The following is a 16554-nucleotide window of genomic DNA, read 5'->3' as shown; positions in this document are numbered from 1 at the left end:
ACTACATTTAGACGAAAAAAAATTCCTATATTTGCAGAAATTAAAGATTAAATGAAGATTTCTGGCGCAAAGACAGTCCTCAGAAGGCGAAAGTTCTTCAATTCGTGCCCCACTCAGGCTCTCTGCTTGATGCTTGTGTCGGGCATTGTCATTGCGCACTTCCACGTCGTCACCCTTCCTCCCTCCTACTGGCTGCTCATCATGCTCGCCGCCTCTGCCTTCGCCATCTTGGTGAAGAACGAGCTGCACAAGTCGCTCCTCATCCTCGCCGCCTTCCTGATAGCTGGCGCCCTGCTCACCTCTCTGCAGGAAGAGCTGAACCGGCAACCCGCAGCGACGCGTTCCTACAGCCATCTGTCGGCGCTCGACCGCACCCGTCTGAAGGCTCTCAGTCTGCGAAGCGAACTCACAAAACGCATTGGCAGCCAGCATCTTGCATCGCAGCAGCAAGCCATCATCACCGCCATGACACTGGGCGAGAAAGGCAGCCTCAGCAAGGACACCCGACAAACCTTCAAGGCCTCGGGTGCCAGCCATATCCTGGCCATCAGCGGACTGCATATCGGCATCATCTTTCAGCTCTTCATCCTCCTGGCAGGAGGCAGAAAACGATGGCGGCTCATCGCCGTACCCATCAGCGTGACTGCCATCTGGGCATACGTGTTCCTCATCGCCCTGCCTGCCAGTGCCGTCAGGGCTGCCTCAATGATCAGCATCTACAGTTTCGCCCTGCTAACCAGACGCAACTCGACGGCTGTGAGCAACCTGACTCTCGCTGCCATCGTGATGCTCATCATCCAGCCTCTCCACCTCTTCGACATCAGCTTTCAGCTGTCCTTTGCCGCCGTGCTGTCCATCCTGTTGCTCTACAAGCCCATCTACAGTTTTCTGCCTGCCTCGGTCACCCACCGCAAGCCCTTGGGCTGGGCATGGGCAATGGTGGCGGTATCGGTAGCTGCCCAGGTGGGAACCACACCGCTGGTGTGCTATTATTTCGGCAACATCGCCTGCTATTCCGTACTCAGCTCGTTTGTCGCCATTCCCGCTGCCACGGTCATCATCTATGTCAGTCTGTCGCTGCTGCTCTCGTTCTTCCTCCTGCCGGGATTCTCCCTGCTGCAGGGTGGACTGGCATACCTGCTGAGCCTCACCACCTCCGCCACCCAGCATGCCCTGCAGCTGATAGTCATGCTGCCGGGAGCCTGCATAGAAGGGATAAAAATAAGCATCCTGCAATTAGGCCTCATCTATATTGCCATCATTGCAGGATGCTTGCTTATTCAAAAACTTCATCGATGCCTTCTTCACCGAATTCATCTTCCGTCTGACTCGCACAGGGATTATAGTCAGCAGGAATGTCAAACTTCTCCATCGGACTGAAGCCCAGCGTTGGGTCGGCATAAACCTTCTTCATGAAGATGGCCCAGATGGGGAGCGCCATCGTGGCTCCCTGTCCCATACTCATGGAGTCGAAGTGGATGTCGCGGTCCTCGCCTCCCACCCAGCAGCCTGTCACCAACTGCGGTGTGAAGCCAATGAACCATCCGTCGCTGTTGTTGTTGGTGGTTCCCGTCTTCGCTCCTATCTGTCCCTCCATGTTGTAGCGGTATCTCAGTCGTCCCGCCGTACCCTGGTCTACCACGCCCATCAGCATTGTAAGCATCTTCATGGCGTTGTCGGCGCTGATCACCTCGTTCATGCGGGGCTGGAAGGTGGCTATCGTGTTGCCTTCGTTGTCCTCGATGCGGCTCACAAAGAGCGGCGAGGTCCTGATGCCGTGGTTGGCAAAGGCGGTATAGGCGCTCACCATCTCCGACACACTCACCTCGCAAGGACCCAGACAGAGACTCATCGAGGCATGGATGTCGGGATTGTTGATGCCGTAATCGCGCAGCAGCTGCACAAACTGCTGTGGGTTCAGCTTGCTCATCAGATAAGCGCTGATCCAGTTGTTACTCTGTGCCAGACCCCACTTCAGCGGAACCATCTGTCCATAGCGCGAATGGTTGGCATTGCGGGGTGTCCAGCGTCTGCCTGCCACGATATAGGTCTGCTGACGGTTGGGCGCCATGTCGCAGGGGGTGAATCCGTTCTCCATCGCCAGACTGTAGAGGAATGGCTTGATGGTGGAACCCACCTGTCGGCGTCCCAGGCTCACCATGTCGTACATGAAGTGTGTATAGTCGAGACCGCCCACGTAGGCTTTCACGGCTCCCGTCTTGGGATCCATGCTCATGAAGCCCGAACGCAGGAAACCCTTGTAGTAGCGTATGGAGTCGAGCGGACTCATCAGGGTGTCGATGTCGCCATGATAGGTAAAGACGGTCATCTCCACCTTCTTTCTGAAGGCGTCGTGTATCTCCTCGGGCGAATAGCCTGCCGCCTTCATGGTGCGGTAGCGCTCGCTCTGAGTGATGGATCGGTTCAGGATGGAGCGTATCTGATTGGGCGTCAGCTTGTCGGAGAAGGGAGCACTGGGCTTGGGCTTGTTCTCACGGTCGAAGGCGGGCTGCAGATAGCCTGCCACATGCTTGTAGACTGCCTCCTCGGCATATTTCTGCATACGGCTGTCTATCGTGGTGAACACTCTCAGGCCGTCGGCATAGACGTTATAGGGTGTGCCGTCCTTCTTGAAGTTCTTGTTGCACCAGCCATAGAGGGGATCTGTGTCCCAGGCTATCGAGTCGATGACAAACTGCACTCTGTTCCACGAAGGATAGTCGGAGCGCACGGGGCGCTTGGCGGTCATATACTGGCGGAGGAACTCGCGCAGATAGGTGGCTGTGCCGTCCTTATGGTCGGTACGGTGGAAGTCGAGGGTAAGGGGTTCGGCAGAATACTTGGCGTACTCCGAGCGGTTCATATAGCCTGCCTTCACCATCTGCTGCAACACCACGTTTCTTCGTTCCCGGCAGCGGTCGGGATAGCGCACGGGGTTGAAGAGCGAGGGGTTCTTGCAGAGTCCGATGAGGGTGGCTGCCTCGCACACCGTCAGGTCTTTGGGCTCTTTGTTGAAGTAAGTGTTGGCAGCGGTCTTGATGCCCACCGCATTGTGCAGGAAGTCGAAGTAGTTGAGATAGAGGGCGATGATCTCCTGCTTGGTGTAATAACGCTCCAGCTTGACGGCTATCACCCACTCTATGGGTTTCTGGAAGAAGCGCTGCACGGTGCTGCTGGCTGTCTCGCTATATAACTGCTTCGCCAACTGCTGGGTGATGGTGGAGCCTCCTCCGGCATTGGTTTGTCCCATAAGTCCTCGCTTCACGATGGCTCGACCCAGGGCACGGAAGTCGATGCCCGAGTGCTCATAGAAGCGCTCGTCCTCTGTGGCAACGAGTGCCTCTACGAGGTGGGGCGACATCTTGTCGTAAGGGATCACGATTCTGTTCTCTTTGTTCAGGTTCCAGGTTCCCAACACCTTGCCGTCAGATGAATACACCTGTGTGGCAAAGCGGTTAATGGGGTTCTGCAGGTCCTCTATCTCGGGCATATAGCCTATCAAACCATTCCAAACGGCTACAAAGCCCAGGATACAGAACAGGATGCCTGCACCCAACAAAGCCCATAATATGTGGATGAATCGTTTTCTCATTTATTTCTTTATCAGTTTATCTTGCAAAGATACACAAAAAATATCGTAACACAAAAGAAATTAAGAGAAATCCGCATTTTCAAGAAAGTTTTTTTTGCCCTCTGCCAATACTGCCGTTATGCCGGGCAAAAAACAAAATTGGGGATTAGAAGCACTTTTTCTAATCCATTTTTCTCGCATCCCCCTTATTATTAATACTTTATACCATTTTCTCGCGTTGTTTATATATAAATGTTGAAATGAATCGGCACGGCAGCAGTTTTGGTAGTAATAACTGTTCAAAAAGGGTAGCATTTTCTGTTTCCATCCACTTTTTGTGTTGTGGATTTGGTCGGGTTTTGCGAAGTGCATCCACAGGGGATGCGCCTTTTTTTGGAGTGCCCAAATCCCCTGTTTTTTGCCCCGCATCCCCTGTTTTGGGCCCCGCATCCCCTGTTTTGGGGTAGCAAATCCCCTCATTCCTCCACTTTTTTCGTTTTCTTTTACATCGATTTCGCGATTTTCTTCATGTTTATTCATGAATTATGCGCATTTTCCCGATTTTTGTCAAATTTTCTTTTCGCACCAAACACAAAATGGCAGTTTTTCAGGGTGTGTGGCGCTTATTTGCGACTGTTGAGTTCAGCATAATAGTTACCATTTCCCGGTAAGTCACTGAGACGGCTCAATGACTTACCGGGAAATCTCTGTTAGTCATTGGCTGGTATGAATAACCTATCGGGCGAGACCTTTGCGTGAAGCTGTGAACGTCTATAATAATATATATATATTCTTTTATATGTTTTTATGGCATTACCCCTACTGCTGTTTTCTTTCTTTATTTATTTTCTTTCGCGTATGCGTATAAAGCAAGAAACGAGGGTTCACCCTTCACATCTGCGCCGAAAGCCCGATAAACAGAGGGGATTCAGGGCGTGAACCCTCCCTTCACAGGTATTCACCAAAACGTCACAAATGGCGTAAAACGGTGAACCCTTTGTGACAGAAAAGCCCAAAATGTGAACGCTTTTTCTTTGCAAAAGACGCAAGCAGCACGCGCCTGAAGGGGCAGAAGCTCTCAGCCCAGGGCAACACCCTGGGTATAAAGCAATTAGCAGGACAAAAGACGCAAGCAGCACGCCCTGAAGGGGCAGAAGCTCACAGCCCAGGGCAACGCCCTGGGTATAAGGCAATTAGCAACGCGCCCTGTAAGGGCAAAAGCTTTAAAACTCCAGGCAATTTTTTAAAGCTTCTGCCCCTACAGGTAGGGTGTGTGGGACAAACATTCGAAAGAGGAATATGACAACAGAATCATGGGAGCGAATGCGACAAACGCGGGACCGAATGTGACAAACGTGGAAGCGAATGCGACAAACGTGGAACCGAATGCGACAATCGTGGGAGCGAAAAAAGAGAAAAAACAGCAGAAAAAGGATAGATTCTCAGAAAAAATGATTATCTTTGCAAAATGAAAGAATAAGCCTTGACAGAGCTTTCTGCACCGCTTGAAGTAGAAGTAACGGACCTTCTCAGGGAAGATAATATAGACTGATAAAATGGCAACAGACAATAAAGACAACAATTCCCATACATTCCGCTCGATTTAAGAAAAAATAATATAACTTTGAACCAAATATCCCATCTAAATGAAGATATCATCCATATTAAAACAGAAGCGGACATGGAGCATCATGCTTTTCTATGTTCTGGCGGTATTAATAAGAGTCGTCTCAACCCGCTTTGAGACCATAGACCCATCCCACGTCAAATTGTGGGATTTCGTAGGTGGCTTGAGTCCACTCATAGGCGCGATTGTCGTTACCTTGGCGCTTCGAAGAAAAATGAAGACATCTCTTTTTGGTACATCGGTCACCAAGAGCATCCTCACATTGGCGGTACCTTTTGTTCTGTTTGGCATTGTTGATTACAAGGAGATCGGACTCTGTTTGTGGTTATTGTTTGTATATCTGCTCTATGCCTTCTTCGAAGAGGTGGGCTGGCGTGGATACCTTTATAGCGAACTAATTGGCTGCAAAATCATTCACCGACTGCTGCTCACCACTTTGCTTTGGTTCTTTTGGCATTGCAGAGCATGGCAAATAGGGGATGTGGGCTTCTTTGCCTTGTTGTTCCTTGCTTCTTTTGGTCTTGACAAGCTTATCCGTGATACGCATTCTCTTATACTGGTGGCCTGCTTCCATGGTCTGTTCAATTTTTATTTCAAATGCCTCTCCGACCCAAGCCATTGGTCGTCAATCGTTTGTCTCGTCATCACCATCATGCTGTGGCTCTACATTTGGTATGGGCCAAAAGTCAAGATTTGCTGGAGATAATGTAATGCTTGGGACAAAAATACAAAAAGGAAGGAATACTTTATGTATTATTAGAATGGTAATATGATAGATTATATATTTTATAGAGTATATTGGGCTTATAACAAAAAAAGAGAGTCCGCAAAGTTTCTTAGCCCATTGTATATGGCAATGGTCTTTGCGTTTCTCTTTTTCCCATTCGCATTATTTTTGTGCGAACTATTAAGGGATTCATACCATAGAAATGATGGATATTTGTTATCCATTTATCTACTAATGATATTAATATACTCTTATTTAAGATTTTTCCCTAACAAAAAGATATGGTTGATAAATAAAAAATTCGAAGGGAATGGTTATAATTATAAGATTCCTGATTGGTGTTTTTTCGTGGTTCTTCCATTATCCATAGTTTGGGGAATTATAACATACTCTCTTTTGGTAAAGTTTTTCATAAAACCTTTTGCCTTGAGAGGTATTATATATAATATGCTGTAAGCGTTCTATAAAAAAATGCAATCAAAGACTCATAGAATTTTTCTTGTCTGGAGTTTTTGATTGCATTTTCAAATATATAGTACAACCTAAAAATTAATAAATATAAGTAGAAGAGGTTTTGATTGTAAAAATATAATTCTTTTCTTGCAATCTTACTGATTGCTCGTAATATACTGATAATCAATACTAATTGTGAAGATAAAATGGCAAAAGAAACAAATTAGGAACAACAAAACCAAGAAACCCAACATTGAAAGCATGAGAAAACAAAAATTAACACGAAAAACAATGGTAATTTTCCGATTTTGACATTTTAAGAACATGGCAAATAGAACAAATATTTATGAACGCATATATGTATCTTGCCATATTGGGAAACCAATTGCTTAGTCCCATTTTTGCAGATTATATTTCTATTTTGTCTAAATTACGACGGAATACAGCAGATTTTCAAGGGATTTGGATGGATTATCACGATAAAATATTATTTTTGTAGCGTAAAAACGATAAAAACATGAAGTTAAATCGCATAAGAGCAGTCTTAGAGGACAAAGGGATAAGCCAAACATGGCTTGCAAAGAAGTTAGGAAGGAGTTTCAGTACGGTCAATGCTTACGTATGCAACCGTTCTCAACCCAACCTTACCACACTTCTTGAAATTGCACAGTTCTTGTCTGTGGATATGAAAGAACTTATCACGGACAAAAAGGAACGCAATGATTGAAGAGATTATGAGAGACAAAATAATATCATAACATCATTTTGTGGATAAACTAAAATATAATATTTGCAAAATAAATTGAACTTTTCTCATAAGAAAAGAAATATACTATAAGAGTTCATATCTCTCTACATGTTAAATTATTAATTGCTGATAACTATGAGACTGAAGCCAAAACTCCTCAATGCAATAATATTAGGATTGACAATGTTCCTTTCAATGCAAACAGCTTTTGCTGCTTGCAAACAGTCATTTGCCGCTCAACAAAAGAAGGTAGCGACCATTAGCAAAAAGAGAGTTGTCAAGAGCAAGAAGAGAACCTATCGCAAGGCTTCGGCGCGTAAATATTCGCATAGGGAACTGAACGCCATTATGCGGATACTTGAGCGGAAGTTCCTGTCGGAAGACAAGACCCCGGCCTTGCGAAATGTTGTTGGATTTGGAATGGGATCCAACTCCATTGATGTTGCGCTCCGTTGGAACACGAAGGAGAAGCAGCTGGAGTTTCGTAGGCAGATTTACAACTCGCCCGCCATCAGGTTTGAGGGCAAGTTGGACCCTATCATCGACAACAGGGAAGGCGTGAGCACCTACCAAGGCATCTCCCTCAAGGCGGAGAAGCCTTCCTATCCATTGGGCACCACGGAAATCAGATTCACGATTACCAACCATAGTGGCGAGGAATTTGTGTATGGCGAAGCATATAGCATCACAGCCCAAGGAGCGGATGGCAATTGGTTTGTTGTGCCCACCGATTGCTCGTTCACGGCCATCGGTCATGTTTTAAGCGATGGTCAAAGCGGCACCATCACGGCCCATCTTTTTCCCGATATTCTGCCAAACAAGCCAGGCGTCTATCGCTTCTTCTACGAAGATAACATAGATGGCAATAAGGTGCTGCTTATGGCAACCTTTGAGTTGAAGTAAATAAAAAGTATTGTTGCTTATGAAAATACTCTTCAGTTTATTGGCATTTTGTTTATTTGCCTCATGCGTCCATTCTCAAGAAGCGCTGGACACGGTAAATTTGCCATATTGTGTACAATGTGGCAAGTGGATTTATTTTAATAATAGGTAATTTTACAACTATGAATAAGTTTATATTAGTGATAGCTATGGTTTGTTGCATAACACAATTATGTTCACGATTTAATGCGATATATGGAACAAAACATCATATTGATATGTTAGATTCAATATCGACAAATTTTGCAAGGGAAAATACTATCTATCGCGGAGTTCGATTGTGGTCTATGTTTAATAATCCGAATAAAAATTATTTGTGTATAAAAGTAAATGACACGCTAATCATTGTTACAGATAGTGAGTTATTGTTTGACACCCCTTTATATTCAACGACAAAGGAGAGGCTTGCTCAAGATTTTAGCCAGGCAAGCATCGTATACTGCACTGATATTCCATTCCGTGCATATGTTGTTGCAGAAGGGGATACCTTAATATACGAAAGAAATTCCATTACCTCCCCAAAATATAACTTATCTCGAGGAATTGTTAGGAATAACATTGTAAATCCTAATAAAAATTTATTTGTAGGTGATTCCTTGGATGGACTATTTAAAAAAATTGGATTATGGGATAAAAGGGTATTAGACTATGCCGATAAGTCTAACGTGTGTATATTTATAAATACCGAAGCAATCAAATATCATTCACGACTTAGAGATGAATCAAATTTTATATTAAAATGTGAATTCAATGCAGTTTTTGTACAAATAGTTAATAATAAAATTTATGGTGTTGAATATGGACTTTTTGGTAGATATGGAATGAAGGAAGATTTAAGTCTTAGAGAATATATGGATGCCATGTGATGAATGATGGATATAACGAGTTCGGCATGGATGAGCGCAAATTCAGACAGTGTAATACAAACTGTGTCAAACTATAACCATTATAGTTTAACACAGTTAATTTGCACTTCATTATTTCTTTCTCAGTGTATAATTCTTCCTATCCTCATTTTTGGGTTTATTACCAAACGAATCCAGCAAAACAACACTTTTATCCTCCCTCAACTTATAAAATATATTGTCCCCACTCGAAGGATGCACAAGCATCAAGACATTGCCGTCAAGCATTTGGAAAACACCTCTTAACTTTTCCCGCTCGTTCTGCTTTTCTTTGAATGTCCGTGTCAACAAATAGGTTCCGTCAGCATTTAATGTTAGTGTTGTCTCAACATCAGGCGGTAACACACCGCAATATGTTCCCGCTACAGAATCCAAATCAATCTTGTTGCTTAAAACTGCCGTATATTCTTCGATTTTTATAGAGTCAACACCTGCATCGTTTTGTTCTGTACCGCAGAATATATAAGATATGACAAATGCGATAACCAATACTGCTATAATAGCCATTTTCTTTTTCATAGCCGTCATAAATAAAAATGTGTCCGCAATGTCAAACGAGTGGCATCACGGACACGAATGAATAGTTGAGAGTTAATGAAAAGTTAATATGCTGCTACATTGCTGATGCATGGAACGCCTCTTGCATCATCGAACATGATACGAAGTCCGTTCGTCTTTACTTTATCGAAGCGAAGGATGCACTTGTAGCCGATGGTCGTTGTCTATTATTTCTGATTAATTTTCTTTTTAATTTCATTCGCTTCTTTAAATAGGCTATTAGCCATGCTATCTTTAATTGCTGCCATCTGTATCATTTCGTTATGATAGCGAATTGAGTCCTCGTAAATATTTACATGAGTTCTCACTTTCTCAATAACTTCTTTATTTGGGCATACAGAAAAATTCTTTTCGATGTATCGAACATTGGGGTCGTCGGATGGAAGCACCATCTTCAAAGCCCGATACTTCAAATCTGCCTCCTCCCAATCTTGGCGCTCTCGCCATTGGGTGAGATTGCCCCAAATGGAGAGAACAAGAGATAGAGCCAAGCCACCAATGAAAAGAAGAACATACTTTGAAGTTGGCTCGAAGCGATGAGTCACAACTTTCTTCAGAGGTGTATTACCCATTGCGTGAAGTTTGTCCTGCACACTTTTTGATGTGGCATTCAGCTCTTGTTTCACCTGATTAATGGTACACTGCGCATCACAACTTTGCGACACGCTGCATTGAAAGCAACTGCGACTACAAGACCGTAAGCGTACTGCTCGGTCATGCCAATATTACAACAACCCTTAATCTCTATGTTCACCCGAACATGGAACAGAAGAAAAAGTGCATCAACAAGATGTTCAAGTCTCTTGGAAAATAGGGAAGAACAGATGAAAGCCGAATATAGGGAAGTAATAAGTTTACTGCGCAAGGGGTATTCCATTCGGGATGTGGTGAAGTTGAGTGGTAAAGGGGTAAGTACCATACAACGAGTGAAGCGATTAATAAAAGTACAATCATCGCAATAATACTATTGATTTTACGTTCTTTTCAAAGAAAGGGGTTGTGCAATTGTTGCTTAAAGGCTAAAAGCACTACCTTTGCATAGGTGAATTTACATATAGTTGGCCAAAAGCGTCAAGAGCTCCTCAAAGCATAAGAGCTACTGGAACCGCAGGGCGTTCAATATTCTGGAGGGTAGAATAATGATAAAGTGTATTTTAATCTCGTTTCTATTATGTATTACCTTTTCCCAAATGGGGAAAGGTAATACAAATGAATCACAGATTCAAGACATTGAATCTTCTATAATAATAAGAACACAAGAAAAAAAGTATTTCGTGGTTCAATTGTTAAGAGGATTAACTGAAGAAGGATTTTATACAAGATTTTTAATTGTTAAAAAAAACAAGAAAACAATTGCACGTATAGCATTCCCATCTTCTGAAGATGTAAAGAACTTGAGTGTTAATATAAATAATAATAATAATAATGATTGTATTCTTGAATGCAATTATGGTGGAGGAGAGAATTTTTACAGTCGTTATTTTTATTTCAGATGCGCCAAAGATGGGCTGTATTTATATAAAATTGTAGGAACGCATTTCATACCTGATTCCGATAAAAAAATAATAATAAAAAGATATATACACCCACAGATAAATATAAAAAAAATTAATTTTTTATATTATTTAGAAAATACTCCGTAAAACGACAATCGTGTTACAAGTTATTCTCCTAAAAATATGCGGGCATACACCATCAAAAAGAAAAAATAAGAGGAATAAAATATGAAACCACAAAAAATATATTCTATAATAATAGGATTGGTTGCATACATTATTATATCACATATATTCCATGTGTTTTTTAGAGGTAAAACTGATATAGCACTAAGCTTATTGTATATTTATAATGATATGTTATATATTGTAGGTTATATCTTTACATTTATGGTCTATGGTAGTAATAAGTTTAATAGAATCTTGTTTGGTACATTAAGCATCGCATTTCTGTTGTTTTTTGTATATAATTGGTGGGTCGTTTCATCTATGCCTTATGAGAGATCCTTATATATAGGCTTAGGATTGCTTGTTTATATATGTGAGTACATGTATTTAAAAGCTATACAAAACGATTTGTAAAATAATTTAAAATATGAATGATAATATAATCCTATATACTATTTCTTTCTTTAATATGCATAATATTGCTACTAATAGAATAGATTTTTATTAGTCACAAAAAATGTTAATTTTATCGAACTTTATTTTATTTTTACCTTTCTGCAAAGCTATTTGGATGTATTTTATGCCATTAGGACTATTATTCCTTAAGATATTCTTCCTTTAATTCTCTCTCTACGCTTAGAGATGGATGATTATATATCTGCAAACGACATACTTCATTTGGTATTTTTTCATAAGATGGTGTATTTTCTATCCATATAAGGTGATTATCATCTATAGAATAGAGGTATTTTGTATCTGGTGTAGTTATATAATCGCTAATATTTTTAATATAAAGTCTATTTGCTTTTTCGTTATACATATAAGGTAATATGACATATCCTATTTTTTGTGGTGGAATAAAATATAATAATCTAAAAGAAGTTTTCTTACGAATTTTATAAAAACCAGTACATATATCTCCAACGATGTCTCCAACTTTTAAACTGTCTAATATTACATTTGTTTTGCCAATAACATATGTTTTCTCCCATTGCCAAATTCTTTCATTATCCATATATTTATTTAAAGAGTGTGAAGCTACTTTCGGTAAAATAAAATAGTTTTTGCCTTTATATACTTGCATTCTAAAATGAATATTCTCAGAAGGAATATCTATCTTTAAGTTTGTCTTTGAATACCTTTTAGAAAACGATTGAAAAAAAGGAATAGATATTATGCAAAGAGTGACAATCACTCTTTGCATAATATCTATTTTATTTTTTTGGAGAAATATTAACATAAGCAGATATGTTAGAATTATAAGTAGCACGTGTCTTATGGGGATCTAAATATTGCATATCAAAGACGTTAAATAAATAATATCCATTACCTTGTCCTCCCCATCCCCAATTACAATGCACTAAAGGAAGAAATTGTTTTACTATTTATACTTTTCTTAAATGCAAAGTTACTAAAAATAGTTATTTGTTGATCACAATAAGTCTATATTTAACACTATTTACACCATAAGCCATATGCTATTTTGTTACCTAGGTGCGAGAAATGCGCAAAACACGTTTAAAGGTAGTCATAGGATACTTTTCATAACCTTACTTCCATCATACCACCATACATTTTCTGAAGTTTCTGTCGCAAAGCCTATGTAGTATTTCTGTTTCTTCTCTACAAATCCATTAAAATACTTGGCAAAGCGTTTGAATTGTGTATTACTGTATGCAATATCTTTCATCCGATTTGCAGACAATTAAATATTAATTTAACGCAGTATTGAACTTAATCTTTGCATCGATGTACCTAATAACTAATACATGTATAGGTCTATTAATTGAATGAAAGACAATAAGTCTTTTCTGTCTTCTGCTAGTTTGATTTCTGCTTTAACAAGTGTTGGAACTCCGTTTTCTTTTCCACAAGCACATCGAAAGCCTTTTGGATGGAAAGCAACAACTGCTCGAGGTCCTTGTTGGTCTCCACGGCTTCCTTGCTCTTGCCCTCCTTTGGCTGCTTTAGTGCTTTATGTTAATCGAAGTACAATCACCGCAATAATACTATTGATTTTACGTTCTTTTCAAAGAAAGGGGTTGTGCAATAGTGGCTTAAAGGCTAAAAGCACTACCTTTGTACGCAATATAACAACAATACGTTTAAGGTCACAATTTGTGATCTCAAAAATAAAGATAGCAATATGGCAGATAATATAGAACATCAAGATAAAGGAGAACTGGTCGCAAATTGTGACCAGTTACAAAATGATAAAGTCGTAGTTACCACTCCTGTAGAAAGTCGAATAATGTCTATTCGTGGAAATCAAATTATGATAGATAGAGACTTGGCTGAACTTTACGGAGTGGAAACTAAAAGATTAAACGAGGCTGTAAAACGTAATAATAAAAAAACAATTTTGCTAGCACAGTTTTTGTAGTAAATCATAACACCGTTTATTTACAAATCGAGTAGTAATGAAAGCAATGATTATACAATTAGTCTTCTCCTGTTTACTATTTTCTTGTTCAAATAATAGCAGGGAAAAATCTGTAGATAGTTCAGAACTATCTAATATAGATTATCGCCTTTTTCAAAATACACCAGCTTGGGAATTAGCCAAAGCTGTGCAAGAAGAGGACATGGATAATTTTGATAAGATTATTTCTGAAAATCCGCAAATAATCAATTATCAAGAATCCAAATATGGTAATACTCTTTTAATGTTAACGATTATAAATCAACAATTAAAACCATTTAAGACATTACTAAAGAAAGGAGCAGCTGTTAATACACATAACACATTTGATGGCACATCACCTCTTATTGAAGCTTGTTCTTCTAAATACTACAACATTATTTTTACCAAAATACTAATTGAGTATGGTGCTAATATAAATGATATTGAAACAGGAAAAAGGAGGCAAGAGAATAGTACACGACTTACGCCTTTAATGGCGGCTTCCAAAACTGGGAATTTAGATTTGGTTAGATTTTTAGTGTCGAATGGGGCTGATGTAAATTACCAAAACGAATTTGGTCAATCAGCGTTGAGTGAATCTGTAATGACAGACAATTATAAAGTAGCTTATTATCTATTGCAAAATGGAGCGAATTATAACTTACCTATTTTTTACCGATATGATTATTCTATACCAATAGAAAATAGTGTTCCCGGAGATAAAGGGAAACCAATGTTTTTAATGGATGTATTAAAAGAAGATGAATCTGATTTTTATACAGATGAGTATAAATACAAAACACTAATTATTGATTTTTTAAAAGAACAAGGGGTTAAGTAGATGCTTTGAATTAGATTTTTGAGATACACTAAAAAACAGGTGCTATTTATATTCATATAGCAACGCCTCTCAGAACCGTATCGGTAGATTGATGCTCCGCGAGGACGGAACAGGTGCCATTGAATACTTCTATGGCAAGATGGGCGAAGCCACCAAGACCCGCCGCACGCTGATTGTGCCTAACCAAGCGATTGCAACTTATGTGACGCAATGGACTTATGACAGCCACAACCGCCTATTGGAGATGATTTATCCAGACGAGGAGAAGATTACCTATCCTTATAACCTCGGCGGTCAGCTTGAGAAGGTGCATGGCTATAAGTCTTACGGCTACGATTATGTGAGCAAGATCGGCTATGACAAATTTGAGCAGCGCATATATTTGAAGTATTGCAACGGTGCTGAGACCTTCTACACCGTAAGTTATCATGCTTACATACCTTTACTAAAATTTAACAATATTGTTATGAACAAAATAATAAAAATATTATCAAGCATAATTTGTTTTTTTGCTTCGTCATTCATGATTGGATCGATTATTTTAATACTTTTTTGTTTTTTTTGCCAAATCTTCCAGAATCATTTATATCTGAAAAAAAGTGGGAAAAAATATTACGCAAATTAATCAAAAAATCATAACATTATGAATATGAAATAACCAGTCTTTTTAGGAGATATTGATTAGGGCACGAAAAACCGCAAAGAAATTTTTAGGAATCACTGAAAATTCCAAAAGAGTCCAAAGACAAAGCAATTCAACTTGTTAAGTTCTCCTTCAGGGCTGATGTGCAAGCGAGAGAGTCGTATAGTCAGCTTGGCATAACAAGTTCTACAAGGAAGTAACCTCCAAGGTTGACGAAGACATTTTCAAACCGCTCTATACAACAGAGCGAGAGGATAATCGTGTCGGGTGTCCTCCTGAACGGGCGGTGAGCATGTAAATAAACTGTGTCAGGCTATAATAATTATAACCTGACGCAGTTTATTTTACACTCTCGCATATTTGCATTTTATCCTTTCTTCTTCAGAGTATAGCTCTTACTATCCTATTTTTTAGGTTCGTTGCCAAACGAATCCAGTAAAAAACACTTTTATCCCCTCTCACCTTATATAATATATTGTCATCACTCGAAGGATGTACAAGTATCAATATATTACCTTCAAGCACTTGGAAAGTGCCTTTTAACCTTTCATGCTTGTTCTGCTTTTCTTTGAATGTCTGTATCAACAAGTAGGTACCATCAGCATTTAAAGTGAGAGTAGTTTCAACATCAGACGGTAATACACCGTAATATGTTCCAGTAATAGAATCCAAGCTGGCTCTATTTTATAAAGCATATCATTCGATTTTAATTGAAATATATGCATATTGCCAAGTTTTCTATGATTATTGAAATATAGCGTAATACGTATAAAACCATTGATAGATCAGTATTTTGAGGTAATGCTGCAATTCTATGAAATAAAATCAAATGTCAATCGTTCTTTAGATAAAACATAAAATAAAGACGTATGAAAGTATCAACAAAACGAGGCTATAAACCGCCTTAAAATTCGCCAGGGCTTATCAGAGGATAATACCCACATATAAACTATTGGGATTTCACAAAAGGCAAACGAAATGCAGGTGGTATTAGTGGTGCTGAGCCTATAAAGAAATAAAATATGGAAAACTTTAAAATTGATTTATTTGAAAAAGAAACGGGGGAGTTATTTCCCTCGTTTCAAAAATTGAATCAAACAGACTGTAATATATGCTACCAACATTTTCGAAAGAATATTAAAGTATATGATTTACATGAGTCTGTTTTTGATAATTTTCAATCAAATGGTTCTTTTATTGAAAAGTATAATGCACTTGATGACCACTTTTCATTATTAGAATTATTTGCAGATTTGAATTTATGTTGTGATGTTATCTGTATTAATTGGGATGAGTTTAAAACAATAGATGTATTCCGTACAATAGATTTATATAATTATTTTAGTGATATATGGTTTCCTTCCGCCGATAATATAATAGTATTTCCCAGGAATATGACAATATTTATTATGATTAGGCATGATGGTGCAATCTATTATGTCAAATGTGATTAAATAATTGTAGAACTACC

The 16554-nt window shown here is 39.7% G+C and carries 16 protein-coding genes and 3 pseudogenes; 13 read left to right on the top strand and 6 right to left on the bottom strand.

Features of this window, described 5'->3' with window-relative positions:
* Positions 1 to 51 precede the first annotated feature (51 nt).
* Positions 52 to 1380 carry a ComEC/Rec2 family competence protein gene (locus P3T48_RS10090; RefSeq protein ID WP_276506597.1) on the top strand — a complete coding sequence of 443 codons (1329 nt, stop codon included), beginning with the start codon at positions 52 to 54 and terminating at the stop codon, positions 1378 to 1380.
* On the opposite strand, the gene P3T48_RS10085 is transcribed toward P3T48_RS10090, so the two are convergent.
* Positions 1277 to 3592, bottom strand: a complete 2316-nt coding sequence (locus tag P3T48_RS10085; RefSeq protein WP_276506596.1) for a transglycosylase domain-containing protein — start codon at positions 3590 to 3592, stop codon at positions 1277 to 1279. The genes P3T48_RS10090 and P3T48_RS10085 overlap by 104 nt on opposite strands.
* A 60-nt stretch (positions 3593 to 3652) precedes the next feature.
* Positions 3653 to 4111, bottom strand: coding sequence for a hypothetical protein (locus P3T48_RS10080; RefSeq protein WP_276506595.1), 459 nt, complete (start codon positions 4109 to 4111; stop codon positions 3653 to 3655).
* 773 nt (positions 4112 to 4884) lie between these two features.
* Between P3T48_RS10080 and P3T48_RS10075 the strand changes: the two genes are divergently transcribed.
* The 5 genes from P3T48_RS10075 to P3T48_RS10055 all read left to right on the top strand — a co-directional run bounded on the left by P3T48_RS10075 (position 4885) and on the right by P3T48_RS10055 (position 8934).
* On the top strand, positions 4885 to 5043 hold the full coding sequence (locus tag P3T48_RS10075; RefSeq protein ID WP_276506594.1) for a hypothetical protein: 159 nt from the start codon (positions 4885 to 4887) through the stop codon (positions 5041 to 5043).
* 174 nt (positions 5044 to 5217) lie between these two features.
* Positions 5218 to 5904, top strand: a complete 687-nt coding sequence (locus P3T48_RS10070) for a CPBP family glutamic-type intramembrane protease (protein ID WP_276506593.1) — start codon at positions 5218 to 5220, stop codon at positions 5902 to 5904.
* Between the two features lie 991 nt (positions 5905 to 6895).
* On the top strand, positions 6896 to 7105 hold the full coding sequence (locus tag P3T48_RS10065) for a helix-turn-helix domain-containing protein (RefSeq protein ID WP_044072484.1): 210 nt from the start codon (positions 6896 to 6898) through the stop codon (positions 7103 to 7105).
* A 216-nt stretch (positions 7106 to 7321) separates the two neighbouring features.
* Positions 7322 to 8029, top strand: coding sequence for an immunoglobulin-like domain-containing protein (locus tag P3T48_RS10060; RefSeq protein WP_276506592.1), 708 nt, complete (start codon positions 7322 to 7324; stop codon positions 8027 to 8029).
* Between the two features lie 257 nt (positions 8030 to 8286).
* A complete protein-coding gene (locus P3T48_RS10055; RefSeq protein WP_158462838.1) occupies positions 8287 to 8934 on the top strand; it encodes a hypothetical protein in 648 nt (215 codons plus the stop codon).
* 111 nt (positions 8935 to 9045) lie between these two features.
* Here the strand turns inward: P3T48_RS10055 and P3T48_RS10050 are convergent, their stop codons facing one another.
* Both P3T48_RS10050 and P3T48_RS10045 read right to left on the bottom strand, forming a co-directional pair.
* Positions 9046 to 9480, bottom strand: a complete 435-nt coding sequence (locus tag P3T48_RS10050; protein WP_276506591.1) for a copper resistance protein NlpE N-terminal domain-containing protein — start codon at positions 9478 to 9480, stop codon at positions 9046 to 9048.
* 218 nt (positions 9481 to 9698) lie between these two features.
* Positions 9699 to 10169, bottom strand: a pseudogene (locus P3T48_RS10045) (hypothetical protein); the annotation flags it as partial.
* Between the two features lie 11 nt (positions 10170 to 10180).
* Between P3T48_RS10045 and P3T48_RS10040 the strand changes: the two are divergent.
* From P3T48_RS10040 to P3T48_RS10030, 3 genes and pseudogenes are all read left to right on the top strand, one after another.
* Positions 10181 to 10345 (top strand): annotated as a pseudogene (locus P3T48_RS10040) (tyrosine-type recombinase/integrase); the annotation flags it as partial.
* A 4-nt stretch (positions 10346 to 10349) separates the two neighbouring features.
* Positions 10350 to 10493, top strand: a pseudogene (locus P3T48_RS10035) (helix-turn-helix domain-containing protein); the annotation flags it as partial.
* Between the two features lie 228 nt (positions 10494 to 10721).
* Entirely contained in the window at positions 10722 to 11174 is a 453-nt protein-coding gene (locus P3T48_RS10030; RefSeq protein ID WP_276506590.1) for a hypothetical protein, read from the top strand.
* Between the two features lie 616 nt (positions 11175 to 11790).
* Here the strand turns inward: P3T48_RS10030 and P3T48_RS10025 are convergent.
* Positions 11791 to 12399, bottom strand: coding sequence for a hypothetical protein (locus P3T48_RS10025; protein WP_276506589.1), 609 nt, complete (start codon positions 12397 to 12399; stop codon positions 11791 to 11793).
* A 942-nt stretch (positions 12400 to 13341) separates the two neighbouring features.
* Between P3T48_RS10025 and P3T48_RS10020 the strand changes: the two genes are divergently transcribed.
* From P3T48_RS10020 to P3T48_RS10010, 3 genes are all read left to right on the top strand, one after another.
* The gene (locus P3T48_RS10020) at positions 13342 to 13578 is read left to right on the top strand and encodes an ORF6N domain-containing protein (RefSeq protein WP_276506588.1); all 237 of its coding nucleotides are present in this window, start codon (positions 13342 to 13344) and stop codon (positions 13576 to 13578) included.
* A 37-nt stretch (positions 13579 to 13615) separates the two neighbouring features.
* On the top strand, positions 13616 to 14440 hold the full coding sequence (locus P3T48_RS10015; protein ID WP_276506587.1) for an ankyrin repeat domain-containing protein: 825 nt from the start codon (positions 13616 to 13618) through the stop codon (positions 14438 to 14440).
* 91 nt (positions 14441 to 14531) lie between these two features.
* The gene (locus P3T48_RS10010; protein WP_276506586.1) at positions 14532 to 15065 is read left to right on the top strand and encodes a hypothetical protein; all 534 of its coding nucleotides are present in this window, start codon (positions 14532 to 14534) and stop codon (positions 15063 to 15065) included.
* A gap of 399 nt (positions 15066 to 15464) precedes the next feature.
* On the opposite strand, the gene P3T48_RS14415 is transcribed toward P3T48_RS10010, so the two are convergent.
* On the bottom strand, positions 15465 to 15755 hold the full coding sequence (locus P3T48_RS14415; protein WP_443217185.1) for a copper resistance protein NlpE N-terminal domain-containing protein: 291 nt from the start codon (positions 15753 to 15755) through the stop codon (positions 15465 to 15467).
* A gap of 350 nt (positions 15756 to 16105) precedes the next feature.
* On the opposite strand from P3T48_RS14415, the gene P3T48_RS10005 reads away from it, so the two are divergent.
* Complete coding sequence (locus P3T48_RS10005; protein ID WP_022129820.1) at positions 16106 to 16537, top strand: hypothetical protein; 432 nt, start codon at positions 16106 to 16108, stop codon at positions 16535 to 16537.
* Positions 16538 to 16554 lie beyond the last annotated feature (17 nt).

This window comes from Segatella intestinalis, from assembly GCF_029348455.1.
In the GTDB taxonomy this organism is placed as follows: Bacteria; Bacteroidota; Bacteroidia; order Bacteroidales; family Bacteroidaceae; genus Prevotella.
The sequence above is the reverse complement of the archived record's forward strand: the minus strand, read 5'-3'. Positions and strand labels throughout refer to the sequence as shown.